16 protein-coding genes are annotated in these 19,144 nt (G+C 59.7%); 7 read left to right on the forward strand and 9 right to left on the reverse strand.

Going from position 1 to position 19,144, the window contains the following annotated elements; translation table 11 throughout:
* The first annotated feature begins 16 nt into the window (after positions 1 to 16).
* The gene (locus LOY68_RS06725; RefSeq protein WP_133837346.1) at positions 17 to 322 is read left to right on the forward strand and encodes a DUF2288 domain-containing protein; all 306 of its coding nucleotides are present in this window, start codon (positions 17 to 19) and stop codon (positions 320 to 322) included.
* Between the two features lie 319 nt (positions 323 to 641).
* Here the strand turns inward: LOY68_RS06725 and LOY68_RS06730 are convergent, their stop codons facing one another.
* Positions 642 to 2,837: a hypothetical protein gene (locus tag LOY68_RS06730; RefSeq protein ID WP_163908850.1), complete on the reverse strand. Its 2,196-nt coding sequence runs from the start codon at positions 2,835 to 2,837 to the stop codon at positions 642 to 644.
* Between the two features lie 194 nt (positions 2,838 to 3,031).
* Between LOY68_RS06730 and LOY68_RS06735 the strand changes: the two genes are divergently transcribed.
* A complete protein-coding gene (locus LOY68_RS06735; RefSeq protein WP_265043740.1) occupies positions 3,032 to 3,928 on the forward strand; it encodes an NAD(P)-dependent oxidoreductase in 897 nt (298 codons plus the stop codon).
* Here LOY68_RS06735 and LOY68_RS06740 read toward each other — a convergent pair.
* Positions 3,819 to 6,101 (reverse strand): putative bifunctional diguanylate cyclase/phosphodiesterase, encoded by a 2,283-nt coding sequence (locus tag LOY68_RS06740; protein WP_265043741.1) that lies wholly within the window; start codon positions 6,099 to 6,101, stop codon positions 3,819 to 3,821. The genes LOY68_RS06735 and LOY68_RS06740 overlap by 110 nt on opposite strands.
* 149 nt (positions 6,102 to 6,250) lie before the next feature.
* Positions 6,251 to 6,616 carry a YkgJ family cysteine cluster protein gene (locus LOY68_RS06745; protein ID WP_054046910.1) on the reverse strand — a complete coding sequence of 122 codons (366 nt, stop codon included), beginning with the start codon at positions 6,614 to 6,616 and terminating at the stop codon, positions 6,251 to 6,253.
* Positions 6,617 to 6,986: 370 nt separating this feature from the next.
* Between LOY68_RS06745 and LOY68_RS06750 the strand changes: the two genes are divergently transcribed.
* Positions 6,987 to 8,336, forward strand: a complete 1,350-nt coding sequence (locus LOY68_RS06750) for a spinster family MFS transporter (RefSeq protein WP_163908853.1) — start codon at positions 6,987 to 6,989, stop codon at positions 8,334 to 8,336.
* 169 nt (positions 8,337 to 8,505) lie between these two features.
* Here the strand turns inward: LOY68_RS06750 and rapA are convergent, their stop codons facing one another.
* A complete protein-coding gene (gene rapA / locus LOY68_RS06755) occupies positions 8,506 to 11,352 on the reverse strand; it encodes an RNA polymerase-associated protein RapA (RefSeq protein ID WP_265043743.1) in 2,847 nt (948 codons plus the stop codon).
* Between the two features lie 264 nt (positions 11,353 to 11,616).
* On the opposite strand from rapA, the gene LOY68_RS06760 reads away from it, so the two are divergent.
* Positions 11,617 to 11,958, forward strand: a complete 342-nt coding sequence (locus LOY68_RS06760) for an aspartate-semialdehyde dehydrogenase (RefSeq protein ID WP_265043744.1) — start codon at positions 11,617 to 11,619, stop codon at positions 11,956 to 11,958.
* A gap of 45 nt (positions 11,959 to 12,003) precedes the next feature.
* On the opposite strand, the gene LOY68_RS06765 is transcribed toward LOY68_RS06760, so the two are convergent.
* The 3 genes from LOY68_RS06765 to LOY68_RS06775 form a co-directional block, all read right to left on the reverse strand.
* Entirely contained in the window at positions 12,004 to 13,194 is a 1,191-nt protein-coding gene (locus LOY68_RS06765; RefSeq protein ID WP_265043746.1) for an aminotransferase class V-fold PLP-dependent enzyme, read from the reverse strand.
* The gene (locus LOY68_RS06770; protein ID WP_265043747.1) at positions 13,191 to 13,661 is read right to left on the reverse strand and encodes a RidA family protein; all 471 of its coding nucleotides are present in this window, start codon (positions 13,659 to 13,661) and stop codon (positions 13,191 to 13,193) included. Before LOY68_RS06770 ends, LOY68_RS06765 begins: the two co-directional genes overlap by 4 nt.
* Positions 13,662 to 13,749: 88 nt before the next feature.
* Positions 13,750 to 14,622: a LysR substrate-binding domain-containing protein gene (locus LOY68_RS06775; RefSeq protein ID WP_265043749.1), complete on the reverse strand. Its 873-nt coding sequence runs from the start codon at positions 14,620 to 14,622 to the stop codon at positions 13,750 to 13,752.
* 57 nt (positions 14,623 to 14,679) lie between these two features.
* On the opposite strand from LOY68_RS06775, the gene LOY68_RS06780 reads away from it, so the two are divergent.
* Together LOY68_RS06780 and ccoM are read left to right on the forward strand one after the other, a co-directional pair.
* The gene (locus LOY68_RS06780) at positions 14,680 to 14,958 is read left to right on the forward strand and encodes a hypothetical protein (protein ID WP_265045852.1); all 279 of its coding nucleotides are present in this window, start codon (positions 14,680 to 14,682) and stop codon (positions 14,956 to 14,958) included.
* A gap of 144 nt (positions 14,959 to 15,102) precedes the next feature.
* Positions 15,103 to 15,216: a cytochrome c oxidase subunit CcoM gene (gene ccoM, locus LOY68_RS32090; RefSeq protein ID WP_054046898.1), complete on the forward strand. Its 114-nt coding sequence runs from the start codon at positions 15,103 to 15,105 to the stop codon at positions 15,214 to 15,216.
* Positions 15,217 to 15,486: 270 nt separating this feature from the next.
* Here ccoM and LOY68_RS06785 read toward each other — a convergent pair whose 3' ends face one another.
* Both LOY68_RS06785 and LOY68_RS06790 read right to left on the reverse strand, forming a co-directional pair.
* Complete coding sequence (locus LOY68_RS06785) at positions 15,487 to 16,962, reverse strand: inorganic phosphate transporter (RefSeq protein ID WP_123507415.1); 1,476 nt, start codon at positions 16,960 to 16,962, stop codon at positions 15,487 to 15,489.
* 376 nt (positions 16,963 to 17,338) lie between these two features.
* Positions 17,339 to 17,539 (reverse strand): hypothetical protein, encoded by a 201-nt coding sequence (locus tag LOY68_RS06790; RefSeq protein ID WP_007903846.1) that lies wholly within the window; start codon positions 17,537 to 17,539, stop codon positions 17,339 to 17,341.
* Between the two features lie 658 nt (positions 17,540 to 18,197).
* Between LOY68_RS06790 and pcaR the strand changes: the two genes are divergently transcribed.
* A complete protein-coding gene (pcaR, locus tag LOY68_RS06795; RefSeq protein WP_054046895.1) occupies positions 18,198 to 19,040 on the forward strand; it encodes a pca regulon transcriptional regulator PcaR in 843 nt (280 codons plus the stop codon).
* Positions 19,041 to 19,144 lie beyond the last annotated feature (104 nt).

The raw sequence follows: 19,144 nt of genomic DNA on the forward strand, positions 1-19,144 counted from the left end.
TTTCCGGACAGGACCCATGACTCAAGAACCTAGCACCCTCTATGCCAAGCTGCTTGGTGAGACCGCATCTATTACCTGGAAGGAACTGGAACCGTTCTTCGCCAAGGGTGCCCTATTGTGGGTCGACCCAAGCCTGGATTTGATCGCCGCCGCCGAAGCCGTGGCCACGGACGAAGGCGAGAAAGTGGCTGCCTGGCTGGCCGCCGACACCCTCGCCAAGCTCTCTGAAACGCGGGCGCTGGATCTTTTCGAGCGTGATCCCGAGTTGTGGGCGGTGGTGGTTTCGCCGTGGATTCTGATCCAGGAAAGGGCGACGAGCTGACGAGTGGCACTAAAATGGTGCGCAGCTTGATCGGCTAAAAGTGTGTAGCCGAGTAGCGTGATGGCATGTTGCCGTAGAGAAAGGCCACAGAAGGGTCTTGAAGAGGGTGACGTGCACGTAACGGGAACAGTTTTGTGAGCAGCCTGCGGGCTGCTTAATTGTTTCTGAGTGTGAGTAAGAAGTGATGGATGCGGTGAATGTCAGGCCCCTTTCGCGAGCAGGCTCGCTCCCACAGGTGACCGCGTTCTCCCTGAAGGAATGCGGTCGAATGTGGGAGCGGGCTTGCTCGCGAAGGGGGCGACTCGGTAATGCGCCAGGCTTAAAAAGTCTTGCCCGTATGGTTATTAAGGGAAATAACCTTGGTCTTGCCAATCCGATGACGATAAATCTCACGCAGGTACTTGATCGCTTTCTTCACGCAATCCCGTGACAAACGAATGTCGTTGATCGACACAAACTTGTCTTTGTCGTTGATCAGCTCGCGGTACTTCTTCTCGTACATCGGCTTGATCGCGTACCAGTTGGTGTCGAGGATCTTCGCCGGGTTTTCGAATTCGTTGAGCAAGTCGTCGATCAGGTCTTCGTCGAAGTCTTCATGAATGATGAAGTCGAGGATCGAGTTGTCCAGGGTTTCGTCGAAGCGGTACGGATTCTTCGCGAAGCAGCGCTTGATGAACGCCACGATCAGCGTCAGGAAGTCGTCCGACAGGCACGGGCTCTTGGCGATCAGCGTGGTCAGCGACAGGTTGGCCGAGGCGCCGATCACCAACGCGTAACGCTTGAGCGTGGTGTTGGGGAACAGGCTGTTGAGGTGGGTCTTCAAGCGGTTCAGGTCCATGTAGGACAGCTTGTAGTCTTTCGGCAGCGACACGATCGACACCACCGACGAACAGTTCTTGAAGAAGTGCAGGTCGTGCAACGCGGCCGCGTCATAGCCGGAATTCTTGTACTGCTCCAGCGAGGCGCGATAGCGCTTGGACTCGATCGGCAACAGGCTGATGCCTTCGATCGCCTGGGTGACTTTGTTGAAGTGCGGCAAGTCGATGGAGCGGAAGAACAGGTCATCGATGTTCAGGCGCTGCGGCTCTTTATCGAACACCTTGAACTTGTCGCTGCTCGGCGCCGGGGTTTCCGGCACCACGGACTCGGCGTAGGCAATCGCCACCGGGCCGGCCAGACTCATGAACAGGTCGTTGGCATCCAGGCGAATGGTCTCGCCGATGTCGATGCCGGCGCGTCGGAAATAGTTCTGGTCGTAGTCAGTCGTAACCGCCTGCGCCGTCAGAATGTTGAAGATCTGCTGCGAGATGTATTGGTTGGCGTGCTTTTCCATCGCATTGACATCAATGTTCTGAATGTTGCCGTCATCGCTTTCTTCGGCGTAACGCATGATGTCGTTGGAGATCAGCATCATCGCGTTCCATGGGCGGATACGGCCCATGACGCTCGCTTCGCTGCTGTCTTCATTGTCGAAGTTGTACGAAAAGTCCCATTCCTCCGACAGGTATTTGCACAGCAGGCGACCGGCGTTGATGTGCAGCGCCTCGGACATTTCGCTGCGGTGGTCGGAAATGTTCGGCAGCACGCAAATGCCGCTGGTGAAGATCGGCTCGAAGACAAAGGCGTGGCCGCTTTTGCTGTCGTGCTCGTCCATCGGCTTGGTGTCGAACGTCTTGTTCATGTACGAGTGCTGCTGGGCCAGGCCGAATTCCGAGGCCATGCCCGAACCGGTGCCGCCGCCAGCGCTGAAAATCGAGAAATACAGGCGCGACTGGTTGGCCTTGATCCCGCAGCTGTCGATCAGGTACGAGTGAATCATCTTCCAGTCCGGGCTGGAGAAACGCTGGGTGTCCTTGTTCAGGATGATCTTGGCCAGGTACTGGCCGAGGATCGGCGCGTTACCCGCGCCACCGGCGTGGACTTCCGACAAGTCCATGATTTTCATTTTGCTGTAGTCGCGCAGGAAGCCGCTTTTTTCGCCCTTGCGCGAGAAACGGATGCGACCGGCGATGTCTTTGTCCAGGTCGCCGAGCATGACCAGCGGCTCGACCAGGAACACCGGTTTGGTGGCCTTGTTCGGCCCCAGGCGCAGGTTATTACGAATCCACTGCGCCGGGCTGTAGCCTTTTTCGGCGTAGCGTTTGTCCGGCGACAGGCGATCTTCGTTGTTGAATTCGTTGAGGTAGAACTTGCGCGCGTTGTACACCAGTTCGGCGACATCCAGCGCGATGTTCGAACCGCAGCGGCCCAGGCCGATCAGGCACACCGACGGGAATTCCTGCTCGTTGTGCTGTTCGCTGTCGCCTTCCAGATGCGGTGGGCGCGGGAACACCATGTCGCGCAGACCATCGAGGTTGTCGAGGATGCGGTCGGTATTGGTTTCGGTGAAATACAGGTACTGCTGGGTCGCCAGCGGGCGCGACGGGATCAATGGCTTCGACGCTGAAGGGCTGTTGGCCGCTGGGCTCAACGTCAAATCGGATACCGCAGTGGCTGGATTATTTTTAGAAGTCATGGTGCGCCATGTGCCTGGACGGGTTGGTTCAACGACACGCTGTCATCGAACTTCACGGAATGGGTTCTCGCGTCTTTTTGCGCGCGTAAATGTCCCGAGCGATTGGGCTTGCCCGTTCGTCGCTCAGGGGAGTCCCTTCCTGATTTATGATGGATCGGCCAGTATTCGGCGATCTTTAATCAAAAGGAGGCAAAATGATGGCCGCTTTACCTTCCCTCGGATTCGCCGGAATTGGCTTGATGGGCCTGCCGATGTGCCAGCGCCTGTTGGCTGCGGGCTATCCGCTGACAGTGTGGAACCGTAATCCGGCCAAGTGCGCGCCCTTGGTCGAAGCGGGAGCGCGGCAGGTCGCGACGCCCGCCGAACTGTGTCAGCACGCGGACGTGGTGATGCTGTGTCTGGCAGACACGGCGGTGGTGCGCGAGTTGGTGTTTGGCCCCGCAGGTGTTGCCGAGGGTGGGAAAAGTGGCCAGTTGCTGGTGGATTTTTCCAGCCTGGAGCCCACCGCCACGCGGGAAATGGCCACGGCACTCGCCAGCCAATCCGGCATGGCCTGGCTGGATGCGCCGGTGTCGGGCGGGGTGGTCGGCGCCGAGGCGGGCAGCCTGGCGATCATGGTCGGTGGCGAAGCGGCGGACCTTGAGCGTGTGCGTCCGATTCTGCTGAATCTGGGGCAGCGGGTCACTCATATGGGCGCCGTTGGCGCTGGCCAAGTGACCAAGGCCTGCAATCAAATGATCGTCGCCTGCAATGCCTTGGTGATCGCTGAAGTGGTGGCGCTGGCCGAACGTTCAGGCGTCGATGCCAGCCTGATCGCCGAAGCGCTGGCCGGCGGTTTCGCCGACTCCAAACCATTGCAGATTCTTGCCCCGCAAATGGCCGAGAGCCGCTTCGAACCGGTTAAATGGCACGTGCGCACGCTGCTCAAGGATCTCGACACCGCAGTGAAATTCTCTCGCGAACAAGGCTCGGCCACGCCGATCAGCGGATTGGCCGCACAATTGATGCGCCTGCATGGGGCCCAGGGCTTTTTGGAAAAGGATCCGTCAACGTTAGTCCGGTTATACCGCGAGCCAGACTTAACGGACTGACCGTGTGCGCGTGTTTGCGCTGATTGATTTCGTTCAGCACCGGGCGCAGCTCCTCCAGCGGCACCGGGCGGCTGAGCAGGTAGCCCTGGACGAAATCGCAGCCGTGGCGTTCGAGAAACTCGTATTGCTCGAGGGTTTCGACGCCTTCGGTGACCACCTGCAAATGCAGGGTATGCGCCATGACGATAATGGCCTGGACGATCTCCATGTCCGCGGTGGCCTTGGGGATGTCCTGGATAAACGAGCGATCAATCTTCAGCGTGTTCAGCGGCAGGCGCTTGAGGTAGGCCAGGGATGAATAACCGGTACCGAAATCATCGATCGACAGCGACACGCCGAGGGCGCGGATCTGCCGTAGCAGCACCAGCGTGTTGGCGATGTTGCCCATCAGCGCATTTTCCGTGACTTCCAGCTCCAGGCGTTCGGGCGCAACGCCAGTGACGCGCAGGACTTCTTCGATTTCATCGGCCAGTTCTTCCCGAGCCAGGTTCAGCGGTGAACAGTTCACTGCGATTTTCAGCGCCTCACAGCCATTACGCGACAACTCGCCCAGGTCTTCACAGGCTTTGCACAGCACCCAATTGTCCAGTTCGGCGATCAGCCCGTTGGCCTCGGCGATGGCGATAAAACGGTCCGGCGTGAGCAAACCATGAATCGGGTGTTGCCAGCGAACCAGCGCTTCAAGCTTGGTGACCTGGCCGCTTTTCAGCTCATAGATCGGTTGGTAGTACAGCTTCAGTCCGGTGTCTTCGCGCAGGGCGTGGCGCAATTCTTCTTCCAGTTGCAGTTCCATCGTGGCCCGGGTGCGCAGGTTCGCACTGAAGAAATGCAGGCTGTTGCGACCGCTGCCCTTGGACTGATACAGCGCCAGGTCGGCGTTTTTCAGCAGCTCTTCGCAGGTCTTGCCGTCCTCGGGGAACAGGCTGATGCCGATGCTGGTGGTCATCACCATGCGCCGACCCGACAGCTCGATGGGCTCTTTCATTTTGAACATGATGCGCTGGGCCATGTGCCGGGCTTCTTCGCGGTCGTGCAGGCCGATGAGAATGCAGAACTCGTCGCCACCGAAACGCGCGACCACATCGTCGTGGCTGCGCACCGCGCCTTTGATATGGGCTGCCAGCACCTTGAGCAACTCGTCGCCGGCATCGTGGCCCAAGCTGTCGTTGATGCGTTTGAAGTGGTCGATGTCGAGGAACATCACCGCCAGCATGCCGCCCTCTTTGGTTTTCTCGATCAGTTTCTCGGCGAAGATCTGATTGAAGCCACGACGGTTGATCAGGTTGGTCAGGGCGTCGTAGTGCGCGACCTGTTGCAGCGACATGCGCGCCTGGTCCAGTTGACTGAGCAGGGTGTTGACCCGACGCAGGTCGTGTTCCTTGTTTTGCAGTTTCTTGTCGGCCAGTGCCGCGCTGATGCAGCTGCCGATGATCAACAGCGTCATGACTGCGACCGTCAGCCCCAATTGCAGGTGGTTATTTTCACTGGGCAGGATCGGCAGGCTGCCAATCGGCAGCACCAGGGTGAGCGCCGCCATCCCGGTGAAATGCATGCTGACGATGCCTGCCCCGAGCACCAGGCTGGCGGTCAATTTGCGCATTTGATGAAACAGCCCGGTGCCATTGCGCAGGTGGCTGGAAATCAACAGGGCGGCGAGGCTGGCGCCAATCGCGATGGCAATAGACAGTCCGAACAGGGTGGGGTCGTAGTAGGCCGTCGCAATCGAATGCATGGCGGCCATGCCCACATAGTGCATGGTCGCGATGCCCAGGCCGATCCAGATGGCGGCGCGCAGGTATTGCCAGAACGTCACATGAGGATGGCTGAGGGTGTGCATCGCCAGAAAAGAGGCCGTCAGGGCGAATACCAGCGAAAGCAGGGTGACGGGCAATTGGTAGTGAATTTCAACCGGAGCCTGGAACGCCAGCATGCTGATGAAATGCATGGCCCAGATACCGCCCGCCAGGCACCCGGCGCCGACCCAGCGCCAAAGTCGCTGAGTACCGGCCTTTTCCACATGGCCGACCCGTTCGGTCATGTCCAGCGTGGCAAAGCCAGCCGCACACGCCACCACATAGGCCAGCAGCACCAAAAAAGGGTTGTGGGTGCAGTTGAGTACGACCTGTCCGCCTTCCGGCAGCTCGGTAAGGAACTGCAAACCAAGCCACTCCATAGCACGCCCCGTCTCTGAGTCATCCTGGCCGGTGCCCTGAGCACCGGCGAATGCTTTGGAGTATAGAGGTCATGTACAGAGCGCAAGCCGTGATGGCACGGTGACGCCAATGATTTCGGTATGGAGCTAATAGCGATTGGCGCTAAGCCTCAAGCGCTCTGCTCATAAGGTATTTCGAACTCAGGTTGCAGCGCCGGCAGCCCGAATGCGGCGCGCGCCGCATCGCAATCCACGTTCGCCTCGCCATTGGCCCAAGAGGCGTCGAACTCCCGGCAGGTGCTGGAGCGTTGATCATAAATCGAGCACTGCACCTGACTGCCAACTTCGCCCACCAACCCGATGCAGCGCGTGGGTTTGCAGTCTGTGCCGAGCATGGCGACCCGGCTGGGGCTGATCGGCGCGACCAGCTCGTCGGGCACCGTTCCCCCCGCCGAGGTGCATTCACCCCAGAAAAAAGACACGCGAAAATGAGAACAGCAGGCACCGCAATTCAGACACGGACTGGCTTCGGACATGGGCGATAGTCAAAGAGGGATGGGGGCAACGGTGGGGCAGAACAGGTCGCTATTCTAGGCTTCGCTTTGGACTTGGGAAGGGGGGCGCCGAGGTATTTTTCAACGCTTGGTCGGACGATGGAAAACACCACAATTCCCCTGTGGGAGCGGGCTTGCTCGCGAAGGCGGTGTGTCAGGCAACATTGATATCGACTGACACGACGCCTTCGCGAGCAAGCCCGCTCCCACAGGATTTTGTGGTGTTTGGAGGGAGAGGTTGCCATGGGCAGGTATCAGCATTACGAATAATTACAGACAGTTCTGGCGCGCCTGACTAGATTGCAGATTCCGGGGGCCGCGACGCCTTCATAACAATAAAAGAGACGGACCCATGCAGAACTCGACCCAAGCGGCGAATGCCTGGCGCATTCTGTTCCTGCTGTTCCTGGCCAACCTGTTCAATTTCTTCGATCGCACCATCCCGGCCATCATCATTGAGCCAATCCGCATGGAATGGCACCTCAGCGACTTTCAGCTGGGGATCATCGGCACGGCTTTCACCATCGTTTATGCGATTGCCGGTTTGCCGCTGGGGCGCATGGCCGATACCGGTTCCCGGGCCAAGTTGATGGGCTGGGGCCTGGCGGTCTGGAGCGGGCTCACCGCCGTTAACGGGTTGGTGGGGAGTTTCTGGAGTTTCCTGATTGTGCGGATGGGCATCGGTATCGGTGAAGCCAGTTATGCACCCGCCGCCAACTCGCTGATCGGCGACCTGTTCCCGGCCCACCGCCGCGCGCGTGCGATGGGCATTTTCATGCTGGGCCTGCCATTGGGCTTGTTGCTGGCGTTCTTCACCATCGGCGCGATGGTCAAGGCGTTCGACAGCTGGCGGGCGCCGTTTTTTATCGCAGCGGTGCCGGGGCTGATCCTGGCGATCTTCATGTTCTTCATCAAGGAACCGAAACGCGGCGCGGCGGAAAGTGTGCAAGTCTCCCAGGAACGCGTGGACCGGCCGATTCGCCGGGTGCTGGCGGTGCCGACTTTCCTGTGGCTGGTGATGGCGGGGCTGTGTTTCAACTTCGCGACCTACGCCTGCAACTCCTTCCTGGTGCCGATGCTGCAACGCTATTTCCTGATGCCGTTGCATGAAGCGGCGGTGGCGACGGGTGTGATCGTCGGCGTGACCGGGCTGTTCGGCCTGACGCTGGGCGGTTGGGTGGCGGACAAGATTCACCAGCGAGTGGCCAATGGACGCCTGTTGTTTGCTGCATTCAGTTTGATCATCTCCACCGTGTGCACCGCTTGGGCGCTGCATGCCGGGCGCATCGACATCGGGATGTTTGTCGCGGTGTTCAGCCTCGGTTGGTTGTTCGCGTACAACTTCTATACCTGCGTGTACACGGCGATTCAGGACGTGGTCGAACCGCGCCTGCGGGCCACGGCGATGGCGCTGTTCTTTGCCGGGTTGTATTTGCTGGGCGGTGGTTTGGGGCCGGTGGTAGTGGGCGGTTTGTCCGATCACTTTGCCCACACGGCGATGCTGGCGGCGGGCGCCGCTGAGATGACCGAGGCGTTCAAGGCAGTCGGCTTGCATGACGCGATGTATTTGATCCCGGTGGCGCTGTTTCTCACCATGGTGTTTCTGTTTATGGCGTCGCGGTGTTTTGTGCGGGATGCGAAGCGGATGAAGGAAGGGTTGGTGGCTGTTGTTGAACCGCAGATCGAGGTGGTGACGGCATAAGATCAAAAGATCGCAGCCTTCGGCAGCTCCTACGGGGGAACGCATTCCAATGTAGGAGCTGCCGAAGGCTGCGATCTTGGCGTCATCCGTGACACCGCAAACCTACAGAAACAAAAAAGGCCCGCATCGCTGCGGGCCTTTTTTGTTTCTACGGAGTCGAGGAGGGCAATTAGCCCGCCACCAACACCCGAATCGCTTCCAGTCGCAGCGCAGCCTTGTCGAGCATGGCCAGGCCTTGCTCGCGTTGATTACGCAGGGCCACCAGTTCGCTGTCGCGCACGGTCGGGTTGACCGCTTGCAACGCGGTCAGGCGCGCCAGTTCTTCGTCGGTGTCGGCCGCCAGGCGACGTTGCGCCTCAGCCACACGCTCGGCGTGACGCGGGGCGATCTTCTCTTCGCCGGCGTTGATCCGTGGCGTCAGCTGATCGCGCTGGGCCTGGATGAACTTGTTGGCGCTGGCACGCGGCACGCTTTCGAGTTGATCGTTCAGGGTCTCGAACGACACCCGGCCCGACAAGTCATTGCCATTGGCATCGAGCAGGCAGCGCAGGGCGGCCGGCGGCAGGTAACGGCCCAGTTGCAGCGAACGCGGGGCGACCACTTCGCTGACGTAGAGCAGTTCCAGCAGCACGGTGCCAGGTTTCAGCGCCTTGTTCTTGATCAGCGCCACGGCGGTGTTGCCCATCGAACCGGACAGCACCAGGTCCATGCCGCCCTGCACCATCGGGTGCTCCCAGGTGATGAACTGCATGTCTTCGCGAGACAGCGCCTGGTTGCGGTCGTAAGTGATGGTCACGCCTTCGTCGTCGCCCAGCGGGAAGCTGGCGTCGAGCATTTTTTCGCTCGGCTTGAGGATCAGGGCGTTTTCCGAATGGTCTTCGCTGTCGATGCCGAACGCATCGAACAGGGTTTCCATGTAGATCGGCAGGGCGAACTGATCGTCTTGCTCAAGGATGTCCTCGACCAACTGATCGCCTTCGCCCGAACCACCGGAGTTGAGTTCCAGCAAACGGTCGCGACCGGTGTGCAGCTCGGCTTCCAGACGTTCACGCTCGCTGCGCGCCTCGTCGATCAGTGCTTGCCACTCGCCATCGTCAGCGTTTTCCAGCAGCGGCAGCAGGCGCGAGCCGAACTGATGCTGCAAGGCGTTGCCGGTCGGGCAGGTGTTGAGGAACGCGTTCAGCGCTTCGTGATACCACTGGAACAGGCGCTCTTGCGGGCTGGTTTCCAGGTACGGCACGTGCAGCTCGATGATGTGTTTCTGGCCGATCCGGTCGAGACGACCGATACGCTGCTCCAGCAGGTCCGGATGCGACGGCAGATCGAACAGCACCAAGTGGTGCGAGAACTGGAAGTTACGACCTTCACTGCCGATTTCCGAGCAGATCAGCACTTGCGCGCCAAACTCTTCATCGGCGAAGTACGCGGCGGCGCGGTCACGTTCGAGGATGTTCATGCCCTCGTGGAACACCGTGGCCGGGATGCCGGAACGCACGCGCAGGGCGTCTTCCAGGTCCATGGCGGTTTCGGCGTGGGCGCAGATCACCAGCACTTTGGTGCGCTTGAGCATTTTCAGCTGATCGATCAGCCACTCGACTCGCGGGTCGAATTTCCACCAGCGTTCTTCTTCGTTGGTATCCGGCTGGGCCTGGAAGCTGACTTCCGGGTACAGCTCGGCGTGATCGCCCAGCGGCAGTTCGAGGTATTCGTCCGGGCACGGCAGCGGGTACGGGTGCAGTTTGCGCTCCGGGAAACCCTGCACGGCGGCGCGGGTGTTGCGGAACAGCACGCGGCCGGTGCCGTGGCGGTCGAGCAGCTCACGCACCAGACGGGCGCTGGCTTCGACGTCGCCATCGTTGACGGCGGTCAGCAGCGCTTCGCCTTCGTTACCGAGGAAACCGTGGATGGTCTTGTGCGCTTCTGGTGACAGGCGACCTTTATCCAGCAACTCCTGAACGGCTTCGGCCACCGGGCGATAGTTTTCGCTCTCGGCGCGGAAGGCGTGCAGGTCATGGAAGCGGTTCGGGTCGAGCAGGCGCAGACGCGCGAAGTGGCTGTCCTGACCCAGTTGTTCCGGGGTCGCGGTCAGCAGCAACACGCCGGGAATGACTTCGGCCAGTTGTTCGACCAGCGAGTATTCCGCGCTGGCCTTTTCTTCGTGCCAGACCAGGTGGTGGGCTTCGTCGACCACCATCAAGTCCCAACCGGCGGCGAACAGCGCATCCTGGGCCTTCTCGTCGTCCACCAGCCATTCCAGCGCAACCAGTGCGAGCTGGGTGTCTTCGAACGGGTTGGCGGCATCGCTTTCGATAAAGCGTTCTTCGTCGAACAGCGCAACTTGCAGGTTGAAGCGGCGGCGCATCTCCACCAGCCACTGATGCTGCAGGTTCTCTGGAACCAGGATCAGTACACGGTTGGCGCGACCCGACAGCAGTTGGCGATGGATCACCAGACCGGCTTCGATGGTTTTACCCAGGCCCACTTCGTCCGCCAGCAAAACCCGCGGCGCGATACGGTCAGCGACTTCACGGGCGATGTGCAATTGGTGAGCGATTGGCTGTGCACGTACGCCGCCCAGGCCCCAAAGGGAAGATTGCAGCTGACGGCTGGTGTGTTCCAGGGTGTGATAACGCAGGGAGAACCAGGCCAGCGGGTCGATCTGCCCGGCGAACAGACGGTCGCTGGCCAGACGGAATTGAATGAAGTTCGAGAGTTGGGTTTCCGGCAGGGTCACCACTTCGTTTTGCGCGTTGAGGCCATGGTAGACCAGCAGGCCATCGACATCGTCGACTTCCTGTACGGTCAGTTTCCAGCCTTCGAAGTGAGTGATCGAGTCACCCGGGGAAAACCGCACACGTGTGAGGGGCGCATTCCGTAGCGCGTACTGACGAGTGTCGCCAGTGGCCGGATAGAGCACGGTCAACAAGCGGCCGTCCTGTGCCAGAACGGTGCCCAAACCCAGCTCGGCTTCGCTGTCACTAATCCAGCGTTGCCCCGGTTGATACTGCTGCGCCATGCTGCCTGACTCCCACCTTGAAAAAGCGGGCTATCTTAACGGAATGAGGCTCTGAGGCCAAAGGATAACGCGCGTAGACGCACGTAGGAGCTGGCGAAGCCTGCGATCTTTTGATCTTGGGGAACACCACGGTTCTGCGTTGTCCGATTAAAAGATCGCAGCCTTCGGCAGCTCCTACGGTGCCAACTGGTTCACAACTTTGCGACCGATGGCTCAAGTCGCCGCAGCAGCAGCCGACAGCCTGATGACAGGAGACTAATAATTATGCTGCAACCGATGCTCCCCTTGAGTGCCGTGCCGATCACCTCTCAGCAGGACCCGATCCGCCAGCGCCCGGACATTCCGCCGGTCGTGCCTGTGCAGGAAAGCTCCAGCGAAAGCACGATCGACCTGCAAAAGCGCGACCCTGAAGAGGCCGCCCTGCAACTGCGCGAGGAACAACGCCGCCGCCAGGAACAGGATCGCCGTCGCCATGAAGCCGACGCAGACCCGGAAGTCCGCCTGGCGGTCCCCGGTGACGAACTCAATGCCGACAACACCGTGCCGGTCGTGCCGCTGATCGAAGACGAACCGCGTCAGGGCCTCTGGGTCGATATCCAGATCTAAAGAACGACCCCGCCCGTGTAGGAGCTGCCGAAGGCTGCGATCTTTTCAATCGCCGCCCACGCCTGCCAGTTCCCGCAAACTCCCGAGCAACACCTCGATCTCCTCCTCAGTATTCAAATAACTCAGCGCAATCCGCGCAACGTTCTCCAATCCGCGAGCCTGCATGTCCAGCGGCGTATACGCCACGCCATTGGCGCCGATATTGATCCCGCGTTGTGCCAGCCGCTGCTTCAGCTCGACACTGCCCCAGCCCTTGAGCGTAAACGCGATCAGCCCGGATTGATGGTCCGCCGGGCCGAGGTTGTGCAGCGTCAGGCCGGGGATCGTCATCAGGCGTTCGCGCAAATTTCGGCTGAGCGAATCAATCCGCTGGCGAATCTGTGCCAAACCCAAGCCGTTGCATTCCTCCAGCGCATTGGCCAGCCCGGCCAGTAACGCTACGGACACTTCGCTGGTTTCAAAGCGCCGCGCATCGCTACGCAGGGCAAAGCCATCGCCGTCCCAAGGGGCGGAAAGTACATCGAGTTGCGTGGGTTTAAGCCGCTGCATAAATCCCGGCCTTATATACAGCAGCGCCGTGCCCCGTGGCCCACGGAGGAATTTGCGTCCGGCACCCTTGAGCACATCGCAGTTCAACGCCTGTACATCGCAGGGCAATTGCCCCAGCGCCTGGCCGGCGTCGATGAAATAAGCGATGCCGTGCTCCCGCGCCACCGCACCAATCGCCTCGGCGGGGTTGATCAGGCCACTGTTGGCGGGGAGCCAGGTCAGGGCGATCAGTTTGACCTTTGAGTCGATCATTTGCTGGAGGGCGGTCACGGATACTGCGCCCGTTTCGTCGCAGGGGATCACCTCCAGTTGCGCTCCCGCGCCGAGAGCATGGGCGATGCAGGCCAGATTGCCGCCCCATTCGTGGCGACCGATCAGAATCCTGTCGCCGGCCTGCCACGGTCCTAGCGCATTGAACGCCATGCCCCAGGCCGCCGAGCCGCTGCTGGCGAAAGCAATGGCCTCGGGCACGCTATTCAGCAGTTTGGCCGCCGCTGTTCGGGCGCGGGCCTGGATGGTTTGATCGGCGGCCTCCATCGGGCCGCCGAGGGCTTCGCGCTGCAATTGCTCAAGGATGGCGTCGAGGGTCGCCTGGCTGGGCAACGAAGCGCCCGCGTGGTTGAAGTGAATCACGCTGGCGCAACCTGGAGTGGCAGCCCGCAAACGCTCCACTTCGGCACGGTTCATGGACGCAGCTCGAATATCGCGTCAACTTCCACCGCCACACCAGCGGGCAGGCTGGACACGCCGACCGCTGTGCGTACGTGTTTACCTTTCTCGCCGAGGGCGTTGACCAGCAGGTTGGACGCGCCGTTGGCTACCGCGCTCTGGTTCTTGAAATCACCGGCGCTGGCGATGAACACGCCGAGGCGGATGGTGCGCACCAGTTTGTTCAGGTCATCGCCCAATACGTCGCTTAATTGCGCCAGCAGACCGAGGGTGGCAAGTTCAGCGGCGTTAGTGCCTTCTTCGTCGCTGATCGACTCACCCAGGCGGCCGATGAACGCTGGCTTGCCGTCGAGCAACGGGATCTGCCCGGAAATGAACAACTGGTTCTGGCTGACTACATGGCTGACGTAGTTGGCAACCGGCTGGCTCGGGGAGGGCAGGGCCAGGCCGAGTTTCTGGACGCGTTGGGTGAGTGAGTCGGTCATGTTGAATCCTCCTGAATGAAGGGCTCAGCATGTTGGCGCCGCGTGGGCGCGACAAACGGATAGATTTAATCCGACGTATTCAAATGGCTCATGTGTCGGCGATGTCGTCCAGCCATTCGCCGAAACATTCGGCGGCATGGCTCGGCGGGCGATCCGGGGTGACCAGCCAATAGCCGATCTCGCTGCTGAATGACGGGGTGTCGAAAGCTGCCACCAGCGCGCCTTCCTTGAGTCGGCGCTCGATCAAGCGCTTGCGACCCATCGCGATACCCTGGCCGGCCACGGCGGCTTCGACCACGATGTTGTAATCGTGGAGCATCACGCTGGGGTAGGGGGCGAGGTCGATGCCGCTTTGCGCGCTCCAGTCGATCCACTCGAAGGGCTGCAGGGACTTGGCCATCAGCAGCGGACCTTTGTCGACACCTTGGGCCTTGAACGCGGGGCTGCACACCGGCGTGAGTGTTTCTCCCATAAAGCGCCGGGCCCGGACCTTGGGCCAGCCGCCCTTGCCGTAACGGATGGCGAGGTCCACTTCGCCGCCATTGACGTCGGCCAGTTGCACCGAAGGCAGCAATTCCACATGAATGTGCGGGTGGCGCGTGTTGAACCCGGCCAGTCGCGGTGCCAGCCATAAGGTCGCGAACGAGGCGAGCAGGCCGATGCGCAGGCTGCTTTCCTGGTGTTCATTGCCTCGCAGTTCGCGGGTGGCCGAGGCAATGGATTCCAGTGCGGGTTGGATCTTGCGGTAGTAGGTTTCGCCGGCCGGCGTCAGATCAATGGCCCGGGTACGCCGGATAAACAGTCGCTGGTTGAGGAATTGCTCAAGTTTCTGGACCTGATGGCTGATCGCACTTTGGGTTACCGATAACTCGTCGGCAGCCTTGATAAAACTCAAGTGGCGGGCCACGGCCTCGAAGGCGCGCAGGGCCATCAAGGGCGGCAGATCCTGATGCAATTCCACGGTCGGTCCTTAAAGGCTGTCTGTAGCAAAGCGCCGATTGTGCGGTGAAAAGCCGGCGTGAGCACATATTTTGTTAAGACCCCGTTGCGCGGTGACTGGTCAGCGCGGGCGCCAGACCGCATTATTGGCGCAATCCCGACTGAACGTCCTTTTTCCTGCGATGCACTGAACGCCATGAGCCAAGACGACAAACTGATCGACCTGAATGCCGAACGTGCCAAGCGCGTTCATGACCTCAACGACAAGCGCCTGAATGAAGTGCGCCAGGCCTTCGAACAAGCCATGCCGTTGGGTAAAGCGAAGAAAAAGCCGAAGAACAAACCGAAAAAGCGTTGAAACCCCCTGCATCGTTTGATGCAGGTCAGTTATTTCCCCTCCTTTACGCCCTGTCTCGGGCGACATTGATCCCGGTCAATTTTCTCTCCTGCCCGATTGGTTAACTTAGCCCCATCGCAACAGGGCAAGTGCAGGAGGCCAGTCATGTTTTTCGACAACGTGGTGATCGCCGGAGTGCTGACAGTCGGCCTCATGGTTCTGTTTTTTGCAGGGTTTGGATATTTCATCTGGAAGGATTCGCATAAGCGCAAACCGTAGGTCTTTCCAGAGCAATGAGCACGCAAGGCATTTTGGGCAACTTCGGTTGCCCTTTTTTTTGCCCACGAAAAAAACGGCGACGACAAAAATCCCCTTGTGGGAGCGAGCCTGCTCGCGAAGGCGGTGTTTCAGGCTACATCGATGGTGACTGACACTCCGCCTTCGCGAGCAGGCTCGCTCCCACAGGGATTCATGGTGTTTGGTAGAAATTAGCAGACATGAAAAAGGCGCGAACCTTACGGAACGCGCCTTTTTCGTTGCAACGATGGATCAGCTACCCAGCGCCTTCGACGCCAGCCAGAACAGGCCGGCCGACAGGGCGACGGTGGCGGGCAGGGTCAGGACCCAGGCCAGCAGGATGGTTTTGACCGTGCCACCTTGCAGGCCGCTTTTGTTGGCGACCATGGTGCCAGCCACGCCCGAAGACAGGACGTGGGTGGTGGACACCGGCAGGCTGAAGATGTTGGCCAGGCCGATCATGCAGGCGGTGGTGATCTGCGCCGACATGCCTTGTGCGTAAGTCATGCCTTGCTTGCCGATCTTCTCGCCGATGGTCAGCACTACACGTTTCCAGCCAACCATGGTGCCCAGGCCCAGGGCCAGGGCGACCGCCAGAATCACCCAGAACGGGGCGTATTCAGTGGTGGTGGTCAGGTCTTTGCGCAGCTTGTCCAGGTCAGCCTTTTCACGGGCGGCCAGGGTTGGCAATTTGCTGACTTTCTTCGCGGTGTCGTCCAGGCAGAGCAGGTAGCGACGCACTTCGATGCGGCTTTCTGCCGGCAGCGAATGGTAGTCGGCTACACCTTTGAGGGTGTCGAGCAGGGCGCTGATGGTCGGTTCAGTCTGTTGCGGGTTGCAACGGAATTTCTCCGGCAGATCGCCTTCAACGCTTTTGCCCAGGGCCAGGAATTCACCCAGGGTGTCGGCGTTGCGCTTGTAGAACTGGCTCAAGTGCAGGGTCGCATCGCGGGTGCGTTCGATCTGGTAAGTAGTGCTGCTCAGGTCGAGAACGAACTGCGCCGGCACGATACCGATCAACACCAGCATGATCAGGCCGATGCCTTTCTGGCCATCGTTGGAACCGTGCACGAAGCTCACAGCCATGGCCGAAATCACCAGCACCAGGCGATTCCAGAACGGCGGGTGCTTCTTGTCGTCGAGCTTGCGGCGCTGGTCCGGCGTCTTGTGCATCTTCGACAGCGGACGCCACCATTTAAGGCCGATCAACACCAGTGCGGCCACGATGAAGCCGGCCATTGGCGAGAACACCAGGGAGGCACCGATATCGATCGCCTTCTGCCAGTTCACGCCATCTGCCAACGGAATATCGTTGATCAGGGCGTTGGCCAGGCCGACACCGAGGATCGAACCGATCAGCGTGTGGGAGCTGGAGGCAGGGATACCGAAGTACCAGGTGCCCAGGTTCCAGGTGATGGCGGCGGCGAGCAACGAGAACACCATGGCCAGTCCGTGTCCGGTGTTCACATTGATCAGCAGCTCTACCGGCAGCAAATGGACGATGGCATACGCCACACCCACACCGCCCAGCAGAACGCCGAGAAAGTTGAACACACCGGAAAAGAACACCGCCAGATGAGGCGGCATGGCTTTGGTGTAGATAACAGTGGCCACCGCGTTTGCAGTGTCATGAAAGCCGTTGATGAACTCGAAGGCGAGGACAAAGGCCAGGGCGAGCAAGAGGCTCACAAGCACCCAAGCATCTAGTCCGCTGAATAAATCGATCATGAAGGTTTTCTGACCCGGTCGTAAGGGGGCGCGATTATGCCAGAAAAGACTGGAAATCGATGCACTAGCTGCTCATCGGTAACATTCTTCAACGAATTAGTTTGTAGCAAAGCCCTAAGCCCCAGGTTTTTACTGGGTTTTGCAACTCGTTGATTTTCTTTGAAAAGTGATCGACCGCAAGGGTTTCTCTCGAGGACACGAGAGGCGAAAACGCTTGTGTGAAATATCTGAGAAGAGGGTCGGACATGCGCCATTTGCCTCATCCGGTGGGTGAGGTGGCCGCTGCCCGCTTGTAGCGGGCGCGAAAGGCATGGTCGATACACCGCGCTTTTAGCGGATGCAGACGCAGACCCTTGAAGAATTCAGGCCGGACCGGTCAAGGCTCTTCGGCTTTGAGTTCCTTTTCCATCTTCTGCAGTTCTTGGCTGAATGCCTGATCCTGAACGGTGGCGCGTTTACGCCAAGGCTTGCGCTCCGGTTCGGGCTGGGCGGCGTAGGTGGTGACTTCCCCGCCGTAAACTTCCTTGTAACGTTGTTCCTGGCGCTCAAGTTCCGCGCGCAGTTCGTCTTTCGTCACAGTGCTACCTGTTTGAGTTGAGATAAATTCTGGTGAAACGCGCTGCATCGAATTTATTGACCACGTTCGTCGAAAGGACAATACCTGAAAGGGCATCGACTTTTTAACGACACAATAATCAACACTTCCATGTTGCAGGCGGCCACGGCACCAGAGAAAAACAGCTGACGTAGCTTCAGTATCCAGTTTCAGCGCGCGCATTGGCGGTGCATATCAAATGAGCGTCAGGCGCTTGCTGCGGGCGGCGGCGATGGGACATCGCGCTCCGGGTGGCGTAATCGGCAAGTAAAAAAACCGGCTGGCCACTGAGGTGCATTATAGCGGTCGATTCGAAGAACACTATCTCCGAAGAGTTAAAAGTGGTTCCTGGTGTGTGATGATTTTGTTACTCGTAACTTTTACGGGTAATTAGAGTATTCCGGGGCACCACTTTTCAGCGATCTGTTTCTGGCGCCAACAAGTCGGACAAGTTCTAACCGTTACAGTTATCTCTAAGTCTGCACCACTCATGAGTAAGAACAACAGCCTTGCGCGACTCGGCCGTCGATTGCGATTATCGGTCGATGGTTCGATAATCGCCCAATCTCGCTGCCGGTGGCTTGTGTCCCGGTCGAGAGCCGCTTGTAATAGCCACTGATCTGTAGGGAAAGGACCTGATATGAACGATCAACTGCGCAACTCCTTCGCTTCAGTGGCGCCGCCGATCGTGGCCTCGCCGGCCAAGCGAATCCAGGCCATGACCGGCGACCCGGACTTCATGACCTCGCTGGCCCGTGGCCTGGCGGTGGTGCAAGCGTTTCAGGAACGCAAACGCCACCTGACCATCGCCCAGATCAGCCACCGCACGGAAATTCCCCGCGCTGCCGTGCGACGTTGCCTGCACACCCTGATCAAACTCGGCTACGCCACCACCGACGGCCGCACCTATTCGTTGCTGCCCAAAGTCCTGACCCTGGGTCATGCCTACGTGTCGTCGACGCCATTGGCGGTGTCCGCTCAGCCGTATCTCGACCGTATGAGCGAGCAACTGCATGAGGCGTGCAACATGGCGACCCTGGAAGGCGATGACATTCTATACATCGCCCGTTCGGCAACGACCCAGCGCCTGATTTCAGTGGACCTGTCGGTGGGCGGGCGCCTGCCGGCCTATTGCACGTCCATGGGCCGGATCCTGCTCGCGGCCCTGGATGACACGACGCTGGGCGAATACCTCGATCATGCGGAGTTTCAAGCCAAGACCAGCCGCACCCTGCACACCCCCGAGGCGTTGCTCGAATGCCTGCAAGAGGTGCGGCAACAAGGCTGGTGCATCGTCGATCAGGAACTGGAACAAGGCCTGCGCTCGATCGCCGTGCCGGTGTACGACGCGTCCGGCCAAGTGGTGGCGGCGCTGAATGTCAGCACCCACGCCGGGCGGGTCAGCCGCAACGAACTGGAACAACGCTTCCTCCCTGGCTTACTCAGCGCCAGCCGCGACCTCAGCGCGCAACTGTTTGCCTAAGCAGTCCTCACCTAAGTTGTTCGATAAACGCACAGAGTCGCGTTTATCGAATTGACGCTGTTTCCCTCGGATCATTAATGTCGCGGCAGCGTCATCCGGCGCTG

The organism is Pseudomonas sp. B21-053 (assembly GCF_026016365.1).
GTDB classification, from domain to species: domain Bacteria; phylum Pseudomonadota; class Gammaproteobacteria; order Pseudomonadales; family Pseudomonadaceae; genus Aquipseudomonas; species Aquipseudomonas nunensis.

Bases quoted from the DNA above. Each gene is read 5' to 3' on its own strand.
- LOY68_RS06725 (WP_133837346.1), top strand. From the start codon at position 17: ATGACTCAAGAACCTAGCACCCTCTATGCCAAGCTGCTTGGTGAGACC.
- LOY68_RS06730 (WP_163908850.1), bottom strand. From the start codon at position 2,837: ATGACTTCTAAAAATAATCCAGCCACTGCGGTATCCGATTTGACGTTG.
- LOY68_RS06735 (WP_265043740.1), top strand. From the start codon at position 3,032: ATGATGGCCGCTTTACCTTCCCTCGGATTCGCCGGAATTGGCTTGATG.
- LOY68_RS06740 (WP_265043741.1), bottom strand. From the start codon at position 6,101: ATGGAGTGGCTTGGTTTGCAGTTCCTTACCGAGCTGCCGGAAGGCGGA.
- LOY68_RS06745 (WP_054046910.1), bottom strand. From the start codon at position 6,616: ATGTCCGAAGCCAGTCCGTGTCTGAATTGCGGTGCCTGCTGTTCTCAT.
- LOY68_RS06750 (WP_163908853.1), top strand. From the start codon at position 6,987: ATGCAGAACTCGACCCAAGCGGCGAATGCCTGGCGCATTCTGTTCCTG.
- rapA (WP_265043743.1), bottom strand. From the start codon at position 11,352: ATGGCGCAGCAGTATCAACCGGGGCAACGCTGGATTAGTGACAGCGAA.
- LOY68_RS06760 (WP_265043744.1), top strand. From the start codon at position 11,617: ATGCTGCAACCGATGCTCCCCTTGAGTGCCGTGCCGATCACCTCTCAG.
- LOY68_RS06765 (WP_265043746.1), bottom strand. From the start codon at position 13,194: ATGAACCGTGCCGAAGTGGAGCGTTTGCGGGCTGCCACTCCAGGTTGC.
- LOY68_RS06770 (WP_265043747.1), bottom strand. From the start codon at position 13,661: ATGACCGACTCACTCACCCAACGCGTCCAGAAACTCGGCCTGGCCCTG.
- ccoM (WP_054046898.1), top strand. From the start codon at position 15,103: ATGTTTTTCGACAACGTGGTGATCGCCGGAGTGCTGACAGTCGGCCTC.
- LOY68_RS06785 (WP_123507415.1), bottom strand. From the start codon at position 16,962: ATGATCGATTTATTCAGCGGACTAGATGCTTGGGTGCTTGTGAGCCTC.
- pcaR (WP_054046895.1), top strand. From the start codon at position 18,198: ATGAACGATCAACTGCGCAACTCCTTCGCTTCAGTGGCGCCGCCGATC.